The sequence below is a fragment of the Hyalangium gracile genome, from assembly GCF_020103725.1.
Taxonomy (GTDB): Bacteria; Myxococcota; Myxococcia; order Myxococcales; family Myxococcaceae; genus Hyalangium; species Hyalangium gracile.
Genome location: NZ_JAHXBG010000004.1, coordinates 362329 through 380713, shown reverse-complemented (window position 1 = coordinate 380713; position 18385 = coordinate 362329). Strand labels below are relative to the sequence as shown.

The window sequence follows — 18385 nt, the reverse complement described above, 5'->3', positions numbered from 1 at the left end:
GGTTCACCGGCTCCCGTGGGGGGCTTCATGGAGCCTGCTGCAGCCGCTGCTTCTCCCTCAGGATCAGGCTCCACTCCTGAAGGTTCATGGAGAGAACTCGAATCCACGCGTCGACCTCGGCCGTCAGGCTGGGATCGATTCCGCGGAGCTGCTGGAGCTCGGGAATGGCGCCGGCGAAGCCCAGCTGGGCGATGCTCTGCAGCAGCGCCTTGCGCACACCGGGGTCCCGCTCGCCGCGGTACATGGAGCGCAGGGACTCGCGGGCGCTGGCCATCTGCGGCGCGGGCACTCCGCCCAGCGCGGTGGCCGCCGCCTTGCGGACCTCGGCCTCGTCGCTGCCGAGCAGCGTCTCGAGCCGGCGTGCCGAGTCGGGGCTGATCACCTCGGTGGAGAGGGTGCCGAGGATCTTCGCCGTCACCTTCGGGTCCGTGGAGGCGGCGGCGGCCGTCACCGCCAGGTCCGCGGCCGGGCCGTGGTGGCCCGAGTAGACGTACTGGTTGTCCTCGATGAGGTTCGTCGCTGCCTCCATGCGCACCTCGGGCGAGGCGTCCCGCACCAGGCGCTCGTACAGGTCGCCCGTGCTCTCGGTGGCGCTGGTGCGCCGCATGGCGCGGATGGCGGCGGTGCGCAGGGTGGGGTTGGGCTCCTCCAGGGCCCGCTTCGCCACGGCCTGCATGGCGCTGGGGTCCAGGCCTCGCTCGGTCCTGGCGACCAGGGCGGCCGCGAGGTGCTCGGCCATCTCGGGGTTCGTCTCGCGCTCGAAGGCGGCGCGCAGCTCGCCGTCCGGCAGGGTGACGGCGGACTCGCGCAGCAGCGTGCGCAGGTAGCGCTTGTAGGCCTCGGACTTCGAGCCGAGCCCGCGGCGGATCTGCTCCATCAGGCCGGGGACGGAGCAGCTCTCACCGACGAGCGCGGGAGCGGGCCCGGAGGAGGCCGTCTGCGCGGCGGCGGGCATGGGGAGCAGGGGGCAGAGCGTGAGCGCCAGCAGGCCCAGCGCGCTCGCGGAGAAGGTAGGGCGTGTCATGGGAGGTTTCCTGTGCTCAGTGGTGGCGATCGAGGCAGCCGAAGGGATCCTGGTCGGACAGGCCGTTCCAGATGCGCATCCAGTCGAGGACGCCGCTGGCGTAGAGGCGCTCGAAGTCCCGGTACACCGGCTGGAAGCGCGGATCCTGGATGGCCATGTTCGCCATGAGCGGGAGCGCGTCCTTGCCCGCCACGCGCGAGGCGAAGCGGAAGACGGCCCACCGCACGCACACGGCCGGATCGGTCTCGAAGGTCCGGGCGAACAGGGCCAGCACCTTCTCCTTGTCCTGGGAGAGCGAGAGGTTGTGCGCCGCGGCGTCGCGGCCGTCCTCGTTGCCCTCGGTGGCGAGGATCTTCGCGTACCGGTCGGTGGCCTCCGCGTCGAGCAGGGGGGCCACGTGCATGGGCATCATCTGCCCCAGGTAGCGGATCTGCTCGTCCGGGGACTCGACGCCGATGGTGAGCAGCTTGTCGAGGTAGGGCGTGAGGTTGCCGCTCTGCTTGAAGTCCCGCTTCATGACGCGGGCGATGGTGCGCGCGGCGGCCCAGCCCGCCTCGCCGGAGGTCGGCTCCTTGGCGAAGTTCGTCAGCTTGTTCAGCATCGCCGGCTCGAAGCGCTTCTGCGTGTCCAGCGCCGAGAGGATGCCCGCGCGCCGATCGGGAGGCAGCGTGTCGTCCAGGCCCAGCTCCATCATCTTCGAGGCGACCTGGGGCTGGTGCACGGCCTCGGAGTCCCTCACGGCCATCATGAAGATGCCGAACTCCCTCGGCGAGGCATCGCGGGCCCAGCCGAGGACCTGGCTGGCGCGGCCCGGGTCATTGCCGATGAGCTCCGTGAGGCGCTCCTTCAGATAGTCCCGGACGAGCGAGTCCTTCACCGCCAGCAGGGGCGTGGCCCACTCGCGGAAGGTGTCGATCGTCACCGACTCGTTGAAGCGCTCCAGCTCCCTCCAGCAGGTCGTCGCGTCGAAGCGCCGGGGAGCGGGCTCGGCCTCCGCCTCGGCCTGCGCGGAGCCGGTGGGCCCGCTGCCACCCGTCTTCCGGGAGGACGAGCCCACGGACGAGGAATGGGACGGTGCGGCCGAGCGCGACTCGCCCGGGCCCTCCGCCTCGGCCGAGCCGCTGACGAGCACCGCCACGCCGAGGAGCAAGGCGGTGGCCCCGAGCGCGGCGAACACGCGCCCGAAGGAGCGGGAGCGGCCAGTCGAGACTGCATCGGAACGGTTGGAAGGGTCGGCTTTCATCGCCCACTAAGAGGGCCCGACCTCTCCGCCATCCCAAAAAAAGCGTAAAAAGTTGATTAACACCGGCCGCCCGAAGGGAAATCCCCAGTCATTCCAGTAGCTTGCGGCCAGGATGAGAAAAGCCGGAATTTCATCTCCCGGGCCGGGTGGCCGGCGGCGACCGTGGAGCCCACCACCACTCGTGGGAGACGGGGATGCCCGGAGGAATCTCCTCCTCGCGCAGGTAGCCCTCCCGGTCCGCCGCCGCGCGGATCGCCTCGTCCAGGCCGGAGAGATCCTCGAGGAGGAGGTCGAGCTCCAGCCCCTGCCCCAGCAGCTCGATGAAGAACGCGAGTGCCGACCGGCGCCAGCACACCGCCGCCCAGCCTTGCGCCTCCAGCGAGGAGAGCTGTTGCGACAGCCGGCCCACATGGAACTGGACCTCGAACAGCCCCTCCTCCTCGAAGTGCTGCCGGGCCTGGGAGAGCCGCGCGAGCTCGGGCGCCTGCCGCAGGGACGGGTCGCGGTTCAGGGCCAGGCCCAGCTCGTAGACCTCCGACATGAGGTCCGCGCAGAGCTGTCTGCGGCGCTCGTCGGAGGTGGGCAGCCCTTCGGCCTGGGCGATGGCTCGAAGGATGCCGTCGACCCGGCGGGCCACCTCCGCTCGATCGGAAGGGTTCATCTGCCAGACACTCCCATGTACGTGAGCACCATGACGTTTCCATCGTCGGTGACGACCACCAGGGCGCGCATGGTCTGCACCGACGGCGCCCCCGGAGGCTGCACATCCCGGGTGAAGGTGTAGACCCGGCCATTGCCCGACTGGTTGGCGATGCTGGTGACCGCCTGCGGAGCAGTGCCGCCCGAGGGCGCGATGCGAGCCGGGTTGGCGATGGTCTCTCGCAGGCTGTCGAGGTACGGGCCGATCTCCTGCGGCCCCCGGGCACTTCCCACGGCGGTGGCGGTCTGCTCACTCGCGTGAAGCTGGGTGTAGTGCTTGTGAGCGTGGTAGACGGCCGCGCTCTCGCTCGTGAAGTGGACGCCTGGGCCTCCTGGACGGGCCATCTGCCGGACGCGCCGGATGACCTCCTCCGGCGGCAGGCCCCGGACGTCCTCGCCAGGGTGGAGGGGGAGGCGCCGCGCGCCCACCCGGCCAGCGAGCATCCCCCGCATCGCCTCGTATGCGGCGCTCATCGACTCTCGGGCGGGGGTGCTCGTCACGGCCGGGTTGGGCTCGGTGCCGCCCCCCTGGGCGGGCCGAGTGCCGGCGAGCTCCGTCTGGAGGCGCGTGTTGAAGGCCGCATTGGAGACCGTGATGCCCTCCTCCTGGGCGAGCGCGGCCTGCACCCGGTCCCGGCTCGGTCGTCCACGGGGAAACGCCGCGGCCCGCTCCGCCTCGGGCAGCGAGTTCCAGCGTGCGAGATCGGCATCCAGGCGGGCCGTGACGCGCTCCTGGAACGCGAGCCGCGCGCCCTCCGCCCGGAGCGCGAACTCCTGGTGGAAGAACTGGTAGTACTCGACGAACTGCTGCACGGTGCGAGGAGGAGGCTGGCGGTTCAGCGCGTAATCCGCCGCCATGCGGCGGAAGTCCGTGGTGCCCTTGGGTGGCTGCTCGGCGATGAGCTCGAAGAGCCGGAACATCCCCGCGTCGTCCAGGTTCTGGAACAGCGAATGGCCACCCACGCCCATCTCGCCGATGAGCCTCACCACCTCGGCGCGTTGGAAGCGGAAGCGGAGGCGGTAGCGCCCGACGGTGGTCTCGGTCTGGGTCGCGGCGAGCCGCTTCAGGATCTCCTGGCTGGCCGCCGGGACATTGGCGAACTCCCCACCCGCCGCATCCAGCTCACGGGTGGCCACCAGCAGGTCCGTGACATCCGAGGCGCGAGCGGCTCGGATCTCCGCGAGCCGCGTGGGGTGGATCTCGATCTGCCCGTTGATCGAAAGCGTCCCATTGGGCAGCAGCGACACCCGGCTGGTGGGATCGGCCTGCATGAGCGCCACGATCTCGGAGGAGGCGGTCCCCACGCGGCCCGCCTCGGCCTCGGCGGGAGCGCGGGCGGGCGGGCTCAGGTAGTCGTCCGCGGTGGCCGTGCCGCGCCGGGGGCGGGCGACGATCTCCACATAGGAGGTCCCCGGAGCGTCACCGGGACGGACCTGCAGGACGTACTCCGTCTCCATTCCGTGGGCACGAGCCGCGTTGTTGGCGCGAGCCACCTGGGTGGTGAGGGTCTCCAGCGTCCCCGCGCCCTGGCCGCCCGTCGTGAGGTTGCCCCGGGTGTCGAGCACGAAGGAGCCCGCGGCCCCCTCGGCGCCAATGCCGCCGATGCGTGTGGCCGCGGCCGCGAAGTCCACCCCCGCGCGGAGGCCAGGGTTGGCCGACTCCAGCGCGGTGAGCCTGGCGCGCAGACCGGCCTGCTTCTGGGAGGGGGAGAGCAGGCTGTTGCCGAAGATGGCGTCGGCCTCCTGGAGGAACCGGGCGAGCGCCTCGCGCTCCGGCCCCGCGGGCAGGGACGTGAGGGCCTGCCGCAGCGGCTCGAGGATCCGCCGCTGCTCCTCGCTGCGCCACGCGGTGCGCAGCGCGAGCTGATCGACCAACGAGAGCGCCTCCCCTCCCCGCCCGCCGACCTCCGAGCGGATGCGGGCGGAGTGCTCGCGCGCCCCCGTGAAGAACCCACCCTCCGTGCTGCCCGGGTCGATGGTGGGCCGGCTCTGGCTGATGCGCTGCCCGACGGCGGACGTCCCCTCGGGGATGGCGTAGGGGACGTTGTCGACGACGTCGATCCGGATGTTGCGCCCCAGGGTGAGCTCGGCGACGTTGCCGCGCACGGAGAGCGCCGTGAGACCCAGGGTGAAGGCGGCCTGCATGAGCAGCAGGTGCTTGGCCCGAGCCCGCTCGCGCGGATCGGCCACCCGCTCGTCGATGGAGCGGAAGGTCTCCACCAGCTCGGGGGTGAGCACCGCCAGGGTCACCACGTCCGTGGCCAGGTTCGTCGCGGCCAGGGGGATGACCAGGCGGGAAGCCCACGAGGCGAGGAGGGCCGCGCTGCCCGTGAGGGGCGCGCCCTCCGCGGCCGCGATGGTGGCACCACGCACCAGCATGCCGGCGCGCAGCGCGCCCAGGCCGCTCACCGCCGCGATGATCTGGGCGATGTCCAGGACGGCCTGTGTCCCCGTGAGCGTGCCCTCGGTGGCGCGCTGGTAGAGATCGAAGGCCGCCATGCCGCCACCGATGATCGCCGAGCCTCCCAGGGCGGCGGCGCCGAGGACCGCGATGGTGCCCTGGCCAAAGGTGACGAGCCCCAGGCCGATCGCGGCGAGGCCGATGCCCGCCCAGGTCAGGATGCTCCGCCACTCGGAGGGGCCGGTGGTCTGCACCTGTCCCTGACGGCCGCTGGGGAGCACGTAGTGGATGAGCCCGCGAGGGAAGTGGGTCCCCTCCTCCAGCCGCTGGAAGAGCGAGTCCGGAGGCTCCGTCTCCCCCGCGCCGATGGGGGCGTCCTTGTGGAGCATCTCGGACGGGTTGGTCATGTCCTGCAGCCGCCACTCTCCGTCCTGCTGCCAGTAGTACAGCGAGAGCTGGGTCTCGCTGATGAGGCCGGAGCTCACGAAGGGAGCCTCCGGGTGGAAGACCGCGCTCACCCGGGTGGGGTTGTGCTGCTCGATGTCTCGCAGGGCGGTGCGCAGGTTGATCAGGTACTCCACCTGGCGGCCACGCAGCGTGTCGGGACGGGATGCGTCCTCCTCGCCATGGCGCTGGCGGTTGCGGTCAGCCACCCAGCGATCCAGGCCGTTGATGAGCGTGCGGTACTTCTGGATGGCGGTGGCCCATTGTCCCGCGCGGATGGCGGCGACCAGATCCTCTCCGGGAGTGGTCGGAGGCGCCTGGTTGCGGACCCGCTCGTAGCCCGTGTAGTCGTTCACCATCCTCCAGCCACCGGGGCCGCCATTGCGCCGGTGGATGGTGGGATCCGTCTCGGTGGCGAAGGCCGCGTAGAAGTCCGTGGCGTGCCTGGCCGCGGACTCCTTGAGGGAATCGCTCACGCTGCCCGCGCGGTTCTGGGCCTCGATGGCGACGAAGTCCTGGGAGAGGAGCACCCAGGCGTCATAGGTCGCCCGGGACAGGAGCCCGGCGTCGCGCGCCTCGGTGCGGAACCGGGTGAGCATCAGCTCGATGGAGGCGTACTCCCCCATGTTGATGAGATCGCCCTGGGCGGTGAACTCGCCTCGGAGAGAGCCGACTCGCTGCTCCTGGGCCAGACCGGTGGCCGCCTGCGGGAGCGAGGCGCCGAGCATCGCGCTCGCGTCGCGACTGGCCGCGCCGGCGGTGATCTGTCCACCCGCCACCTCGAAGGTGAAGCTCTGGGGGCCATAGCTGATCCGGCGGCCGGTGATCAGCAGATCGTGGTTGCGCCGCTCGGCGGGGCTCTCCCCCTCCGGAGCCTGCATCCGGTCGAAGAGCTCGAGCTCCTCCGTCCCATCGCCGTTGAGGTCGATGGCGAGCCGCACCCCGTTGGCATCCACGATGCGCACGTTGAGCGCGCCCTGGACGAAGGTGGTGAAGCCGCGGCCCCCGACGGGGGTCCCCCCTGAGAGCACGGCCACGGAGCAATCCACCGCCTCCTGGGTGGGGTTGCGCTTGCGGAAGGTGAACCGGAACCGGTCGTTGTAGGCGCCGACGCTCGCGTCGATGAACCAGAGGTCCCCGACGTGCTGGGGAGGGCTCGGCTGGTCCAGCTCGTTGCGGTCCACCCCGAAGACGCGGCGGGTGGGCGTCGTCTCGGCCGGGAACTCCACGCTCTGGGGCTGGGGTGGATCTCCCCACGGAGAGCCGTTCAGAGAGCGCTGCTCCAACCGGGCGTGGAGGCGGATGCCATGGTCCGTGCGCTCCACGGGATCGATGAGGAGATCCTGGAAGCCCGAACTGGTGGAGGGAAAGCGGATCCGCGTGGGGCGCCGTCCGTCGGTGACCTCCTGGATGTGGGGCCGTGCTCCGGTGATGTTCAGATCGAGGATCTGGAAGCGCACGGTCCGGGTGACACCGGAGGAGAGCTGGGTGACGTCGACGACCACGGTGCGGCTGCCGTCGTCGAGCCAGCGGATGCGCGCCTGCATCTCCTTCATCTGGTCGCCGTCCGCGTCGAAGCGGAACTCGAGGCCGCCGGTGGTCAGGGCCGTGCCGGGATCCACCTGCCCCGGGACATTCCCTGTCTGGAAGGTCTCCGAGGTCCGCGGCACCGCGGGGGCGCGGAGCCGTCCGTCCGTCGTTGGTGCCTCGGTGTCCTCGCCCAGGCACCGAGAGAGTCGCAGCCCGCTGGTCAACGTGGGGCGCGCCTCGGTCTCCGCCAGGGTGGTGAGCTTCGCGGCGTCATGGGCGAGGCCGTGCTTGCGAAGCGCCTCCTCCTGGAGGCCGACAGGCCAGGTGGAGGCCACCACCCCCACCGCCGCGCGATCCGCGTCCCGCTCCAGGGAGGGAGCCGGGCCGGTCTCGAGCCGCTTCGGGGCGGGAGGCCGGGAGGCGCCGCGCTGCTGGACGACGTGCGCCAGCTCATGGGCGAGCAGCAGGTCCCCCTCGATCGTGCCGGGGCGGAACTGGCCTGCCCCGAAGGCCACGTCGCGGCCCACGGTGAGCGCCCAGGCCGAGTAGCCGCGAGTCACCTCGTCGGCCGCCCTGTCCGTGTGGATGCGCACGTCGGCGAAGCTCTGGCCGAAGCCTCGCTCGAGAGGTGTTCTCACTCCGAGGTCGAGCGGCCGTCCCGGCCCGAGCCGCGCGAGCACCGCGCCCGCCTCGCCCGAGGCCGAGGGCACCGCCGCAGGAGCCATCGCCTGGAGCGAGGGACTCGGCTCCCCCACGCCGTCAGTGGTCCCCAGCCAGGCAACGCCCAGGGGCACCTGGGTGATGTTGCCGGACCTCCCCCACTCCCGCGCGGCGGCGCGGACGCGGGCCACCACCGCGTCCGTCAGCGAGGCCGCATCGGTCCGCCCCGGGCGCGCGTAGCGCTCGATGGCGCGCTCGATCGCCTCCGCGGGCCGCTGCCGGTAGAACGCCAGCCAGTGCGCCAGATACGGGCAGTCACGCGTCGTTCGTCCGAAGGGCGCGAGCTCTTCCTCGGCGGCGCGGGTGACGCTCTCGGTGAGGGTCGCGAGGAATGCGGAGCGCCCCACCTGCCCGGGGCCGACGGGCAGCCCATCCTCGACGAGGATCCCGAAGGGCGCGCGCGGCCTCGGAGAAGCGCCGGGGTCTCCCGGGGGAGGAGTCCCTGCTCCGCCCGGAGGATTGCCCGGCATCGCCGCTCCTCCGGCGGAGGTGGGCGGCGCTGGAGGGAGGACGACCGCGGTGGCTACCTGATCCGCGGCCCGCTCCGCGGCATTGCCGGTTCCGCGCACGTGGGTGGCGAGCCGGAACGCGATGGGGTTCGGGCGAACGGGCGCCGAGGGGGGCGCTTTCGGGGCCGCCTTCGTCGGCTGGGCCTTCGCCTCGGCGGAGCGCTTCTCCGCCTGCGCCGGAGCCCGGGCGTGAGCAGTTCCCTTCCCGGATCGCTTGGCGCTTCCCTTGGACATGGACGGGCGGGAAAATGTAGCCCCCTTGTCTGAAGGGCGGGAAGTCCCACACGCGGTTTTTCCGGCCAGGTTCGGGGGGCGTCACGCATTCTCGGATCCACCGGGGAGCTTCATGGCTGGTGAATCGCTCAATCGGTTCCTCGACTCGCTGCCACGCACCCGCTTTGGTCGGGGCAGCACCGAGGTTCCCGTACACCGCACCTGCGGCATCGTCGGCTACTACGTCGCCGTCATCACCACCCTGGGCGCGGGGCTCATCGCGGGGCGCTCGCTCCTGGTGCTGGCGGTGCTCTCGGGAGTGTGTGCGCTGTCGTTCTTCATCTACACCTGGTTGCGCCGGGCCATCACGGGCCACGAGGAGCTCGTCCTGCTGGAGCACGTGTGGTTCGCGCTCGCCTGCGCCACCGGCACGCTGCTGCTGCTGGGGGAATCCGTAGTCGCATACCTGGATGCGGTGGCGGTGGGCCTCGCCTTCTTCCTGACAGGAGGGCGCGTGGGGTGCCTGTTCGTGGGGTGCTGTCACGGCAAGCCCTCCGCGCTGGGGATCCGCTATCCCGAGTCATGCGCGAGCGATGGTTTCCCGCGCTACCTGGTGGGGATCCGGCTGTTCCCGGTGCAGGCCATCGAAGCGGTGGGGCTCACCATCATCGGGCTGGTGGGGCTGGTGGCGCTGCCCTTCGAGCCGGCGCCGGGCCGCGTGCTGGTGTGGTTCCTGATGGGCTATGCGGTGATGCGCTTCGGGCTGGAGGGGCTTCGCGGAGACAAGCGTCCGCACCTGCTCGGGCTCTCGCAGGCCCGGTGGATGTCGCTCGTCGAGGTGACGCTGGCGGTCGTGCTCATCGAGCGAGCACGCCCTGGCTTTCCAGACGTGCGCGACCTGGCCATGCTGGGCTTTCTGGCCGCGCTGATGGTGGCCTCGCTGGCCCTCCGGCACGCCCTGGAGCCGCGTCGCCACCTGCTGGCCCCCGCGCACCTCGAGGAGGTGCGAAGCGCCACCACTGCCTGCCTGGAGGAAGCTGTGCCGGACGCACCTGGCTCCAAGCGGACGTCGCGGGGAGTGACGGTGGTGGCGTCTCCCGCGCCGGGGGCACCGGGCGCCGCGCATGTGTCCCTGTCGCTCTCCCTGGAGCGCCCTCGGGTGGAGCTGCTCTGCGAGCTGGCGGCGACGGCCTTCCCGAAGCTGGATCCAGGCATGGCCCGCCTCACGCAGGACTCCATCCTCTACCTGGCGTTGCCGCCGCCGGCCGCGATCGAGGCCCTGCCGCCGGTCGCCTGGACGGAGCTCTACGGGAACGTGGTGCGGCAGCTCCAGGCCCCCGAGGAGCCAGCGCCTGAGGCTCCCGCGCGCATGCCCATGCCCACACGTGCCGGCCGTCAGTCCTACTTCTCATCGAGCAGCCGCTGAGGCTTCGGTCTCGTTCTTCGAGCAGCGTCTCGAGGCGGTACTGGGGCTATTGGCTCTCCCGCCCTCAACCCTCAGGAGGCGGAGGGGCCCTTACAGGCCCGGGAAGGTGACTTCGTACCAGGCCCGCTTCTCACCGGGCTGAGAGGAGGGCCACACCGCCCACCCTTCCCAGGCGCCGCCTTGCCTGCGCTGGCATCGCGTGTGGACGCGCAGGCTCCGCAGGTCGCGCGGAATCTCCAGCAGGTTGTACAGCCGCGGCACGGACTCCGGGCGATGGTGGGTGGGCGCTCCGAAGCTGCCGGCTCCCACGACTTGGATTCGCCGCTCCGGGTGAAGGGGGTTGATCAGATCGACCCGCTCCTCGTGAACGTGGCCATGGAGGCAGACCCGCACGTCCGCCTGGAGCAGCCGGCTCATGAAGGCATCGGCCTGGATCTTCTCGTTGCCTGTGATGGGGTGATGCCAGACGGCCAGCCGAAGGACTGGCTCCCCCGCCTGAAGCTCTCTCCTCCCACGAGCCGCGGTCAGCTCCCTGTTGGCGGCGTCGAGCCCGCGAGACAGCGCCTGCTCGCAGATGCCGGAGCGCTCCGTGAAGTACTCGTCGATCTCCCAGGCCGAGTTCATCGCCAGGAACTGCAGCCGTGAGTCCGTGAGGAACGAGAGGCACTGCTCCTCGGGCGCCAGCGGATACTCCCGCTGGGTCAGCGGGTGGTAGAAGTGCCGCGAGAAGTTCCTGAAGCGCTCGGGGTACTTCGCCTCGTCCCGAAGGTAGTACCCATCCCCATCCTCCTTGTAGGCGCCGGGAATGAGCGCGCGGGCATCCACCTGCCGCCTCTTCTTCCGGATGTAGACCTCCGTGTCCCAGTCCAGATCATGGTTGCCCGGCACGAGGATGCAGCGCTCGGCCGTCAGCCCGAAGCGGGCGATGAGCTCGGACACGAACCCACGGGCCTTCTCGAACTCCTCGGGTGCGGCGCGATTGGTGATGTCCCCGGAGATGACCAGGTAGTCCAGACGATCCACCCCAAGCCCCTGGCTCCGGTCCTTCAGGTCCGCCTCGAGCGGCTGGAGCAGGCTGAGCGGATCCGCGCCCGCCCCGACGTGCAGATCGCTCAGGTGGAGGATTCTCAGCGGCACCTCCTGGGACACCTGGACGCGGCGCGCCTCCTCCATCGCCACCTTCACCTCGATGACGTCCTGAGAGCGCTGCTGGCGGATGTTGGTCCGCAGCGCCTGGAGCTGCTTGAGGAGCTCCGGATTGCGCTCCCGGGCCTGCTGCGCGCCCAGCGTGAGCGGCGTTCGCCGGTCACACGCCGGACAGCCGATGTCCGGATGCCCGGCGGCCATGCGCTCCCGGACGACCTTCTCCGCGAAGACATTGCCACACGCGCAGGTGATGACGAGCTGCTCCAGCAGCTGCACCCCGTGCTCGCGGAGGTGGTGCTCGACGAAGTTCACGAACAGCTCGCGCGTGGCCTCGGGTGTCCCCGGATCGAAATAGACGTCCAGCCGCGCGAAGCCCCCGCCCTCCGCACCGCCGCGCTGCACGCGCCGGACCCCCGAGGACTCCAGGCCAGCCCGGCCGAACTCCGCGCGATCCTCCCACAGGCGCATGGCGCCGAAGCGCTCACTGATGGCCAGCCAGCTGATGAGCGACGCGTAGACGTTGTCGATGGGACCGGAGCAGTCGTAGTGCAGCGACACGGAGTGGGAGAACTCCGCGCCGGGCTCGGTGGGAGCGGGCCGGAACAAGGAGGGGAAGATGAGCAGCCCCTCGTGTCGCAGGCAGAGCCCGTGCTCGAGCAGCAGCTCGATGACGCAGTCGAGGATCGCCAGCTCCTGGTCGCGGCGCAGCCGCTCCTCGGGAAGGATGCGCAGGAAGCGCATCGTGGGAGACTGCACCTTCGCCGCATCCAGTGCGGGAACGCCGTGGGGGTTGTCCCGCGCGGCGAGGATGAGCGAGCCCGCGTAGCGCTCCACCTGCTCAACCTCGAGGATGAGCACCCGCGTGCCATCCCCCATGCGGGTGTCCGCGACGAGCCCCTGACGGCTGAGCTGGCCCACCACGGCCCGGAGCGCCTCGGGATCGAAGTCGCGCCCCATCTGCCGGCGCAGCTCGTTCTCCAGCTCGAAGAAGGTGAGCACCACCCGCCGATCCTCGCGCAGCCGCTGGATGTGCTGGCGCAGGCGCTGGAACAACTCGGGGCGGCTGACCTTCTCGATGGAGCCCCAGTCGATGGCCTGCTCCAGCGCCGCCTTGAGCTCGGGGATGCCCCGGCCCGTCCTGGCGCTGGTGGGCACATAGTCGGTGAACTGGCAGCGGCTCACCAGGCTCTCGATGGCGGTGCGATTCTCGGGAGCGTGCTCGCTGTCCACCTTGCTGCCTACCAGCAGCTTGCGGAGGCTCCTCGCTCCCGCCTGGGCCATCAGGCGCTGGTTCCACCCCTCGATGACGCTCAGCGCGGTGTCCCCTCGCGCGGGCTCCATCACCATCAGGGCCAGCGCCGAGTCCCGCAGAAAGAGCTGATGCACGAGCTGCTTCTTCCACAGCACGAGGCGGACGTCCCCCTCACAACCACAGGCGAGGGTCTGCCCATCGGGAGACCAGGCCAGGCCATGCACCACCGTGGTGGGGCCCAGCGGGGATGGCAGGGTGCTGACCAGCTCTCCCGTCTGCATGTCCCAGAGCACGAGGGTGCCACGGACCCGAGCGCTCATGAAGCCTCCGCAGATCGAACTCGAACGCCTCCCGGTATTCGGGGCGCAGCAGCCGTGAACTGCGCAGGCCCAGGTGCAGATCCGAAAGATGAGGCCAGTTGAGCTGCGCCACGTAACCCCCTGCCAGAAGCCATTCGAGTCTACGTGCCTCTCCAGCGAGCTGGCAGATCCACGAAGACCCCGTGCCTTCGCTGCTGTCGGAGGGGTGCACCATTTTGGAGCACCTGGGCCCAGGTAAAAAAATCGGCGAGGGCGATGTCGAGGAGAAATCCCCGGCTCCGACTCCCGGGTGAAAGCGCCAATGAGGGCGCCCTACCCTGGAGAATCCCATGGTTGCCGCCACTGCCCTTCAGCCGTCCCGCTCCCCCTCGCACCCTGACGCCCCGCGCCAGGGGCTCCGCCGCATCGGCGCCGTGCTCGCGGGGCTGGTGGCCATCTTCGTGACGTCCACGGTGACCGACGTGGTGATGCACGCCACCGGTGTGTTCCCCCCGATGGACGCGCCCCCCATGTCCGACGGGCTGTTCCTGTTCGCCTTCTCGTACCGGTTCATCTACCAGGTGGCTGGCTGCTACCTCACCGCCCGCCTCGCGCCGACACGGCCAATGTGGCATTCGATGGTGCTGGGCATCATCGGGCTGGTCCTGAGCATCGCGGGCGCGGTGGCGATGTGGGGCGCCGGGCCGGGCTGGTACCCGATCGCCCTGGCCGCGAGCTCCCTTCCCTGCGGATGGCTGGGCGGGCGCCTGGCTCAGCGGCGATAAGCCTGTGAGGAGCCGCGCCCGGAGGGTGTAGCGTCCACCCGAAAGGAGCGCTGAACATGTCTCGACGAGGTGGCCCCGTTCGCCGGCTCTTCAGTGTGGTGAGTGGCGCGTTGCAGCTCGTCTCCATGCTCCTGCCCCAGCGGGCCGGCCGCGAGCGGGCCCGTCAGAACGCGGAGCGAATCATCGCCGCCTGTCGCGCCTTCGAGCGCAAGGAGGGCCGGCTTCCCGAGAAGCTGGAGGAGCTCATCCCGGAGTTCCTCCCCTCGCTGCCCAGGGCCTTGTACGACGGCCCGCACTTCGGCTTCACCTATGACGCGGCGTCCGAGCCGCCCAGGCACGTGCTGGGCTGGACGGACCGGATACCTTTCGGACGCCCCTACTACGTCTTCGAGGAAGACCGCTGGGGCTACCTGGACTGAGGGTGGCGAGGTACGGCGACGAGGCATTCGCCAATGCCTTCTATCGAGACCTGAAGGCGGCGAAGAACATCGCCATGCCGCACGTCCGCGTCGACGGGGGAAAGGTGAAGGGCTTCGAGTTCGACCAGCCGAAGCTGCTCGACGTCAACTTCGCCGAGCTGTCGGTCGAGCGCGTTCCGGCTCCCTGAGCGCCCGAGATGTCGGGAATGCTCGCGGGGAGCTCCGAGCGCTGTTATTGTACACCCTGCCAACAAGCCTCTGCGGGAGGGTGACGGATGCTGGAGCGAGCGAGTCGGACGGGGACCGCGGCCGTTCTGCGCGAGGTCGGAGGCTCGCTGAAGCGCACCGAGATCGTCTGCGACGCGCTTCGCCCCGACGAGGTCCTCGTGCGGATGGTGGGCGCCGGCATCTGCCACACCGATCTCTCGGCGATGGAAGGCGTCGTCCCGGTGCCGCTGCCCATCGTGCTGGGGCACGAGGGCGCGGGCGTGGTGCTGGAGCGAGGCTCGGCGGTGACAGCGCTCGAGCCGGGCGACCACGTGGTGCTCAGCTTCGATGCCTGCCGCGCCTGCCCCGCCTGCCAGCGAGGCCTGCCGGGGTACTGCAACCACGCACGCGCGCTCAACTACGCCTGCGCGCGCTCCGATGGGACCACGACGCTGCGCGACGCAGCGGGGCCCGTGCATGGAGGCTGGTTCGGGCAGTCCTCCCTCGCGTCAATCGCGGTCGCGAGCCAGCGAAACGCGGTCCGAGTGCCGCGCTCGAATGAACTCGCGCTGCTGGCGCCGCTGGGCTGCGGCATCCAGACCGGCGCTGGAACCGTGCTGCGAGCGCTGAAGGCCTCGGCCGGCCAGGGCATCGCCATCTTCGGCGCGGGAGCGGTGGGTGCGGGCGCGCTGATGGCCGCCGTCGCGGCGCGCTGCTCGCCCATCGTGGTGGTCGACCCGCTGCCCTCGCGGCGCCAGCTCGCGCTCGAGCTGGGAGCCACCCACGCGCTGGCGCCGGACGAGGTCGGCGAGCGCGGCTCGGGGCTCAGGAAGGCGCTCGGGGGAGGGCTCGACTTCTGTATCGACACCGTGGGGACGCAGGCGGTGATCACCCAGGCCCTGCACGCGCTCGGCACGCCCGGTGTGTGCGCCACGCTCGCGCTTCGTGGCGGCGCCAACCCGGTGTCGATCAGCCAGACGCACCTGCTCTACGGGCGGACGCTGGTCGGCATCATCGAGGGAGATGCCGACCCGCAGGCGTTCATCCCCGAGCTGGTGCGCATGTGGCGTGCCGGGCAGCTCCCCCTGGAGCGGATAGTGCGGACCTTTGCCTTCGATCGGCTCGATGAAGCGCTCGCGAAGATGCGCGACGGGTCGGTCCTCAAACCCGTCTTGACCTTCGGAGGAATCGAATGAGTCCCTCGGCCGCGCGGAATCGCCTCGACGTGCTCCGCTCTCGAGAGCGGGGAGACACCGCTGAGCTCGATGCGTTCTGGAAGGAGCTCCCTCCGGCGTCGCTCGACGACCTCTGGGGGAGCTGGCAAGGCGCGGACCTCGCGACGGGGCACCCGCTGTCGAAGCTGCTGGGGAAGGTGGGCTGGGTCGGCAAGCACTTCGGCGGACCGCTGGACGTGCAGCCGCTCGTGTGCCGCGCTCCCGACGGCTCGCTCTTCTCCCATCGGGAGTTGGGCAAGGGAGAGGCGAGCGTCTGGATGATCGAGTTCCGCGGCGAGGTCACCGCGACCATGGCCTACGACGGAGCGCCGACCTTCGATCACTTCAAGAAGGTCGACGACCGCACGCTGATGGGCATCATGAACGGCAAGAACGTGCTCCACGAGGGTCGCCACTTCTACTTCGTGCTCGAGCGCGCCAGCGCCCCCTTCGCGCTGGGGCCGCCGCCCGCGCGAGCATGACGGCGGCTGTCTCTCGTCACCCTCTCGGGGGCCCGTTCAGAGAGCGCGCTTCATCCCTTCGTGGGTAGCCTCGAAGCCGAGCCGTGCGTAGAAGCGGTGAGCCGCCGGCCGACGCTTGTCGGTGGTCAGCTGCATGAGGCCGCAGCCACGCGCGCGGGCACGGGCAAAGGCCTCATCCATCAGCCGAGCCCCTACGCCCTGCCCCCGTAGGTCACCGCGCACGCGCACCGCTTCCACCAACGCGCGTCGCATCCCACCACGGCTCAGGCCCGGGATGTACGTGAGCTGCAGGCAGGCCACCACCTCTCCTTCCTGCTCCCCAACCAGCAGCTCGTTGTTGGGGTCCGCCGCAATCTCGTCGAATGCGGCTGCCAGCGCGGGCGTGGGCTCGACGACGTAGCCCTTGCGCTCGCGCGCGATGGCGTCATCGGCCAGCAGGGCCAGGATGGTGGGGAGATCCTTCGCCACAGCGGTGCGGAAGAGGACGGGAGGCATGGGTTGCATTGGGGACAGGCTCAGAAGGCCACGCAGGAGGTGGAGTCCACGCGGAGCACGGCCTCCTGGGAGAACCGGCTCTTGTACTCCTCGCGGATGGTGTCGATGTCCTGGGAGCGGGCCTTGGCGCCATCGTGGAGCAGGACGATGACCTTGCTGTTCTCATGGACGAGGGTGCCGTTGTCCATGAGGTACTGACCGTTGGCGTCGAACATGGTCAGCCCGTCCTTGAAGCGGGGCGTGACGGAGGTGTCGACGAAGTTCTGCCACTCGGCCTCGCTGATGGGCGCGGCGTTCTCGCGGTCGAGGCCGAAGAACAGCTCCGTGCGGAACTGCTCCGAGCCCACGGCACAGTCCTCGCCGTCACCGCAGGCGGTGGTGGCCAGCCCCAGGGTCAGCAGGAGCGGAAGGGAGAACGCGGTGGAGAGGCGCTTCAGGGACAGGGTTGAGTGCAAGATCGACCATCCTCACGCGGAAGGGAACGTCGAGCCGGGCATTCTAGCAGGCACGCACGCCCGCCATGAGGGTCAGTCGTTGGCGGCGCCCGCGAGAATCCACGAGCGCACACGGACCACCATGCCAGGGTTGTCATCGAAATAGGCCTGGTCGTTGGAGGGCATGCGGGTGCCGCAGGCATTGCCTTCCATCTTGAGGACGATCGCCGAGTTGTTCGGATCGCCGGGCACCACCCGCTTCAGGCCACACGCGTTGGCGTTCACATTGACCAGGCTGGCGTAGCTCATACCGAACCGGAGGTTCACGCCTCCGGCCGTGCCGTGGCAGCTCGTGCAGGGCACCGCCTCCCAGGTCTTCTGGACGTCGGTGTAGCGAGGAACCGTGACGGGCACGGTGAGGGTGCGGGCCACCGCGGGGCTCTTGCCATCGGTGACCGTCACCGAGAGGGTGAAGGAGGTCTGCGTGGCCACCACGGGCGAGAACCACTGGGCGCTCGAGCTGGTGGTGGAGCCCATGAAGGTTCCCTGCGTGGCCGGAGCCGACTGGGTCCACGACCAGGTGAGCGGATCGCCATCCGCATCGCTCGCGGTGAGGGAGAACGTGCCCGTGTCACCCGCCAGCAGTGTGCTGGGGCCGGTGATGCTGGCGGCCACGGTGGGCGGCCGATTCCCCTGACTGACGCCGACGTTGATCTCGACGGTGCCCTGCACACTGCCGCCCTTCCCGTCCGTCACGGTGACACGCAGCGCGTAGACGCTGTTTGCGCTCACGTTCGGGGCCGTCCAGGTGGGGTTGGCCGAGGAGGCGCTGCTGAACGTCCCCATCGGGGCGGCGGGAAACACCTGACTCCATGCATAGGAGAGCGTGTCTCCGTCCGGGTCGCTCGCAGCCACCGAGAGCTGGACGGACGCGGCACCCGTCACGGAAGAGGGAGAGGCCATGGGCGCCTGGGAGAGCACCGGAGCCCGGTTGGCGGGCAGCGGCGGGAGGACACGCACCGTCACGGATTTGTGGACGGAGCCGTTCTTCCCATCCGAGACCGTGACGCCAAGCTGGAACTGGGTCTCCACCGTCACCTGGGGAGCCGTCCAGCTCGGCGTGGCGCTGGCGGCATCGCTGAAGGTACCCGCCGGAGACGGAGGAGTCTGGCCCCAGGCATAGGTGAGCGCATCCCCGTCCGGATCCGTGGCCTCCAGGGTGAGCGCTACCGGGGCGCCGGAGCGCACCTCCGGCGTCTGCGCGGTCGGGCCCGTGAGGGTCGGGGGCTGGTTGCCAGGAGCGGAGTCCTCGCCACAGGCAACGCTCCACAGACCGACGAACACCCAGAAGAGAAGAAGCCGGGACGAACTACTGCGCATGTATCCTCCAGTGTGTCCAGCTTCTAACAGATGGCACCTAGGACCCATAGTGATGCGTGGTTT

The 18385-nt window shown here is 70.2% G+C and carries 14 protein-coding genes; 6 read left to right on the top strand and 8 right to left on the bottom strand.

The window, feature by feature from the left end; genetic code table 11:
- Positions 1-25 precede the first annotated feature (25 nt).
- The 4 genes from KY572_RS10415 to KY572_RS10400 all read right to left on the bottom strand — a co-directional run bounded on the left by KY572_RS10415 (position 26) and on the right by KY572_RS10400 (position 8804).
- Positions 26-1024, bottom strand: a complete 999-nt coding sequence (locus KY572_RS10415; protein ID WP_224242396.1) for a HEAT repeat domain-containing protein — start codon at positions 1022-1024, stop codon at positions 26-28.
- A 16-nt stretch (positions 1025-1040) separates the two neighbouring features.
- A complete protein-coding gene (locus tag KY572_RS10410; protein WP_224242395.1) occupies positions 1041-2267 on the bottom strand; it encodes a hypothetical protein in 1227 nt (408 codons plus the stop codon).
- A gap of 130 nt (positions 2268-2397) precedes the next feature.
- Positions 2398-2928, bottom strand: a complete 531-nt coding sequence (locus KY572_RS10405; RefSeq protein WP_224242394.1) for a hypothetical protein — start codon at positions 2926-2928, stop codon at positions 2398-2400.
- Positions 2925-8804, bottom strand: a complete 5880-nt coding sequence (locus tag KY572_RS10400; protein ID WP_224242393.1) for an eCIS core domain-containing protein — start codon at positions 8802-8804, stop codon at positions 2925-2927. Before KY572_RS10400 ends, KY572_RS10405 begins: the two co-directional genes overlap by 4 nt.
- Positions 8805-8916: 112 nt before the next feature.
- Between KY572_RS10400 and KY572_RS10395 the strand changes: the two genes are divergently transcribed.
- The gene (locus KY572_RS10395; protein WP_224242392.1) at positions 8917-10209 is read left to right on the top strand and encodes a prolipoprotein diacylglyceryl transferase family protein; all 1293 of its coding nucleotides are present in this window, start codon (positions 8917-8919) and stop codon (positions 10207-10209) included.
- Positions 10210-10299: 90 nt separating this feature from the next.
- Here the strand turns inward: KY572_RS10395 and KY572_RS10390 are convergent, their stop codons facing one another.
- Positions 10300-12927 (bottom strand): metallophosphoesterase, encoded by a 2628-nt coding sequence (locus KY572_RS10390; RefSeq protein WP_224242391.1) that lies wholly within the window; start codon positions 12925-12927, stop codon positions 10300-10302.
- 329 nt (positions 12928-13256) lie between these two features.
- Between KY572_RS10390 and KY572_RS10385 the strand changes: the two genes are divergently transcribed.
- From KY572_RS10385 to KY572_RS10365, 5 genes are all read left to right on the top strand, one after another.
- Positions 13257-13691, top strand: a complete 435-nt coding sequence (locus KY572_RS10385) for a hypothetical protein (RefSeq protein WP_224242390.1) — start codon at positions 13257-13259, stop codon at positions 13689-13691.
- A 56-nt stretch (positions 13692-13747) separates the two neighbouring features.
- Positions 13748-14110: a hypothetical protein gene (locus KY572_RS10380; RefSeq protein WP_224242389.1), complete on the top strand. Its 363-nt coding sequence runs from the start codon at positions 13748-13750 to the stop codon at positions 14108-14110.
- Positions 14111-14112: 2 nt separating this feature from the next.
- Positions 14113-14298, top strand: coding sequence for a hypothetical protein (locus tag KY572_RS10375; RefSeq protein ID WP_224242388.1), 186 nt, complete (start codon positions 14113-14115; stop codon positions 14296-14298).
- Positions 14299-14385: 87 nt separating this feature from the next.
- On the top strand, positions 14386-15513 hold the full coding sequence (locus KY572_RS10370; protein ID WP_224242387.1) for an NAD(P)-dependent alcohol dehydrogenase: 1128 nt from the start codon (positions 14386-14388) through the stop codon (positions 15511-15513).
- Entirely contained in the window at positions 15510-16013 is a 504-nt protein-coding gene (locus tag KY572_RS10365; protein WP_224242386.1) for a DUF4334 domain-containing protein, read from the top strand. Before KY572_RS10370 ends, KY572_RS10365 begins: the two co-directional genes overlap by 4 nt.
- A gap of 36 nt (positions 16014-16049) precedes the next feature.
- Here the strand turns inward: KY572_RS10365 and KY572_RS10360 are convergent, their stop codons facing one another.
- From KY572_RS10360 to KY572_RS10350, 3 genes are all read right to left on the bottom strand, one after another.
- Complete coding sequence (locus KY572_RS10360) at positions 16050-16508, bottom strand: GNAT family N-acetyltransferase (RefSeq protein WP_224242385.1); 459 nt, start codon at positions 16506-16508, stop codon at positions 16050-16052.
- 20 nt (positions 16509-16528) lie between these two features.
- Positions 16529-16963, bottom strand: a complete 435-nt coding sequence (locus KY572_RS10355; RefSeq protein ID WP_224242384.1) for a DUF3574 domain-containing protein — start codon at positions 16961-16963, stop codon at positions 16529-16531.
- 72 nt (positions 16964-17035) lie between these two features.
- The gene (locus KY572_RS10350) at positions 17036-18322 is read right to left on the bottom strand and encodes an Ig-like domain-containing protein (protein WP_224242383.1); all 1287 of its coding nucleotides are present in this window, start codon (positions 18320-18322) and stop codon (positions 17036-17038) included.
- Between the last annotated feature and the right edge of the window lie 63 nt (positions 18323-18385).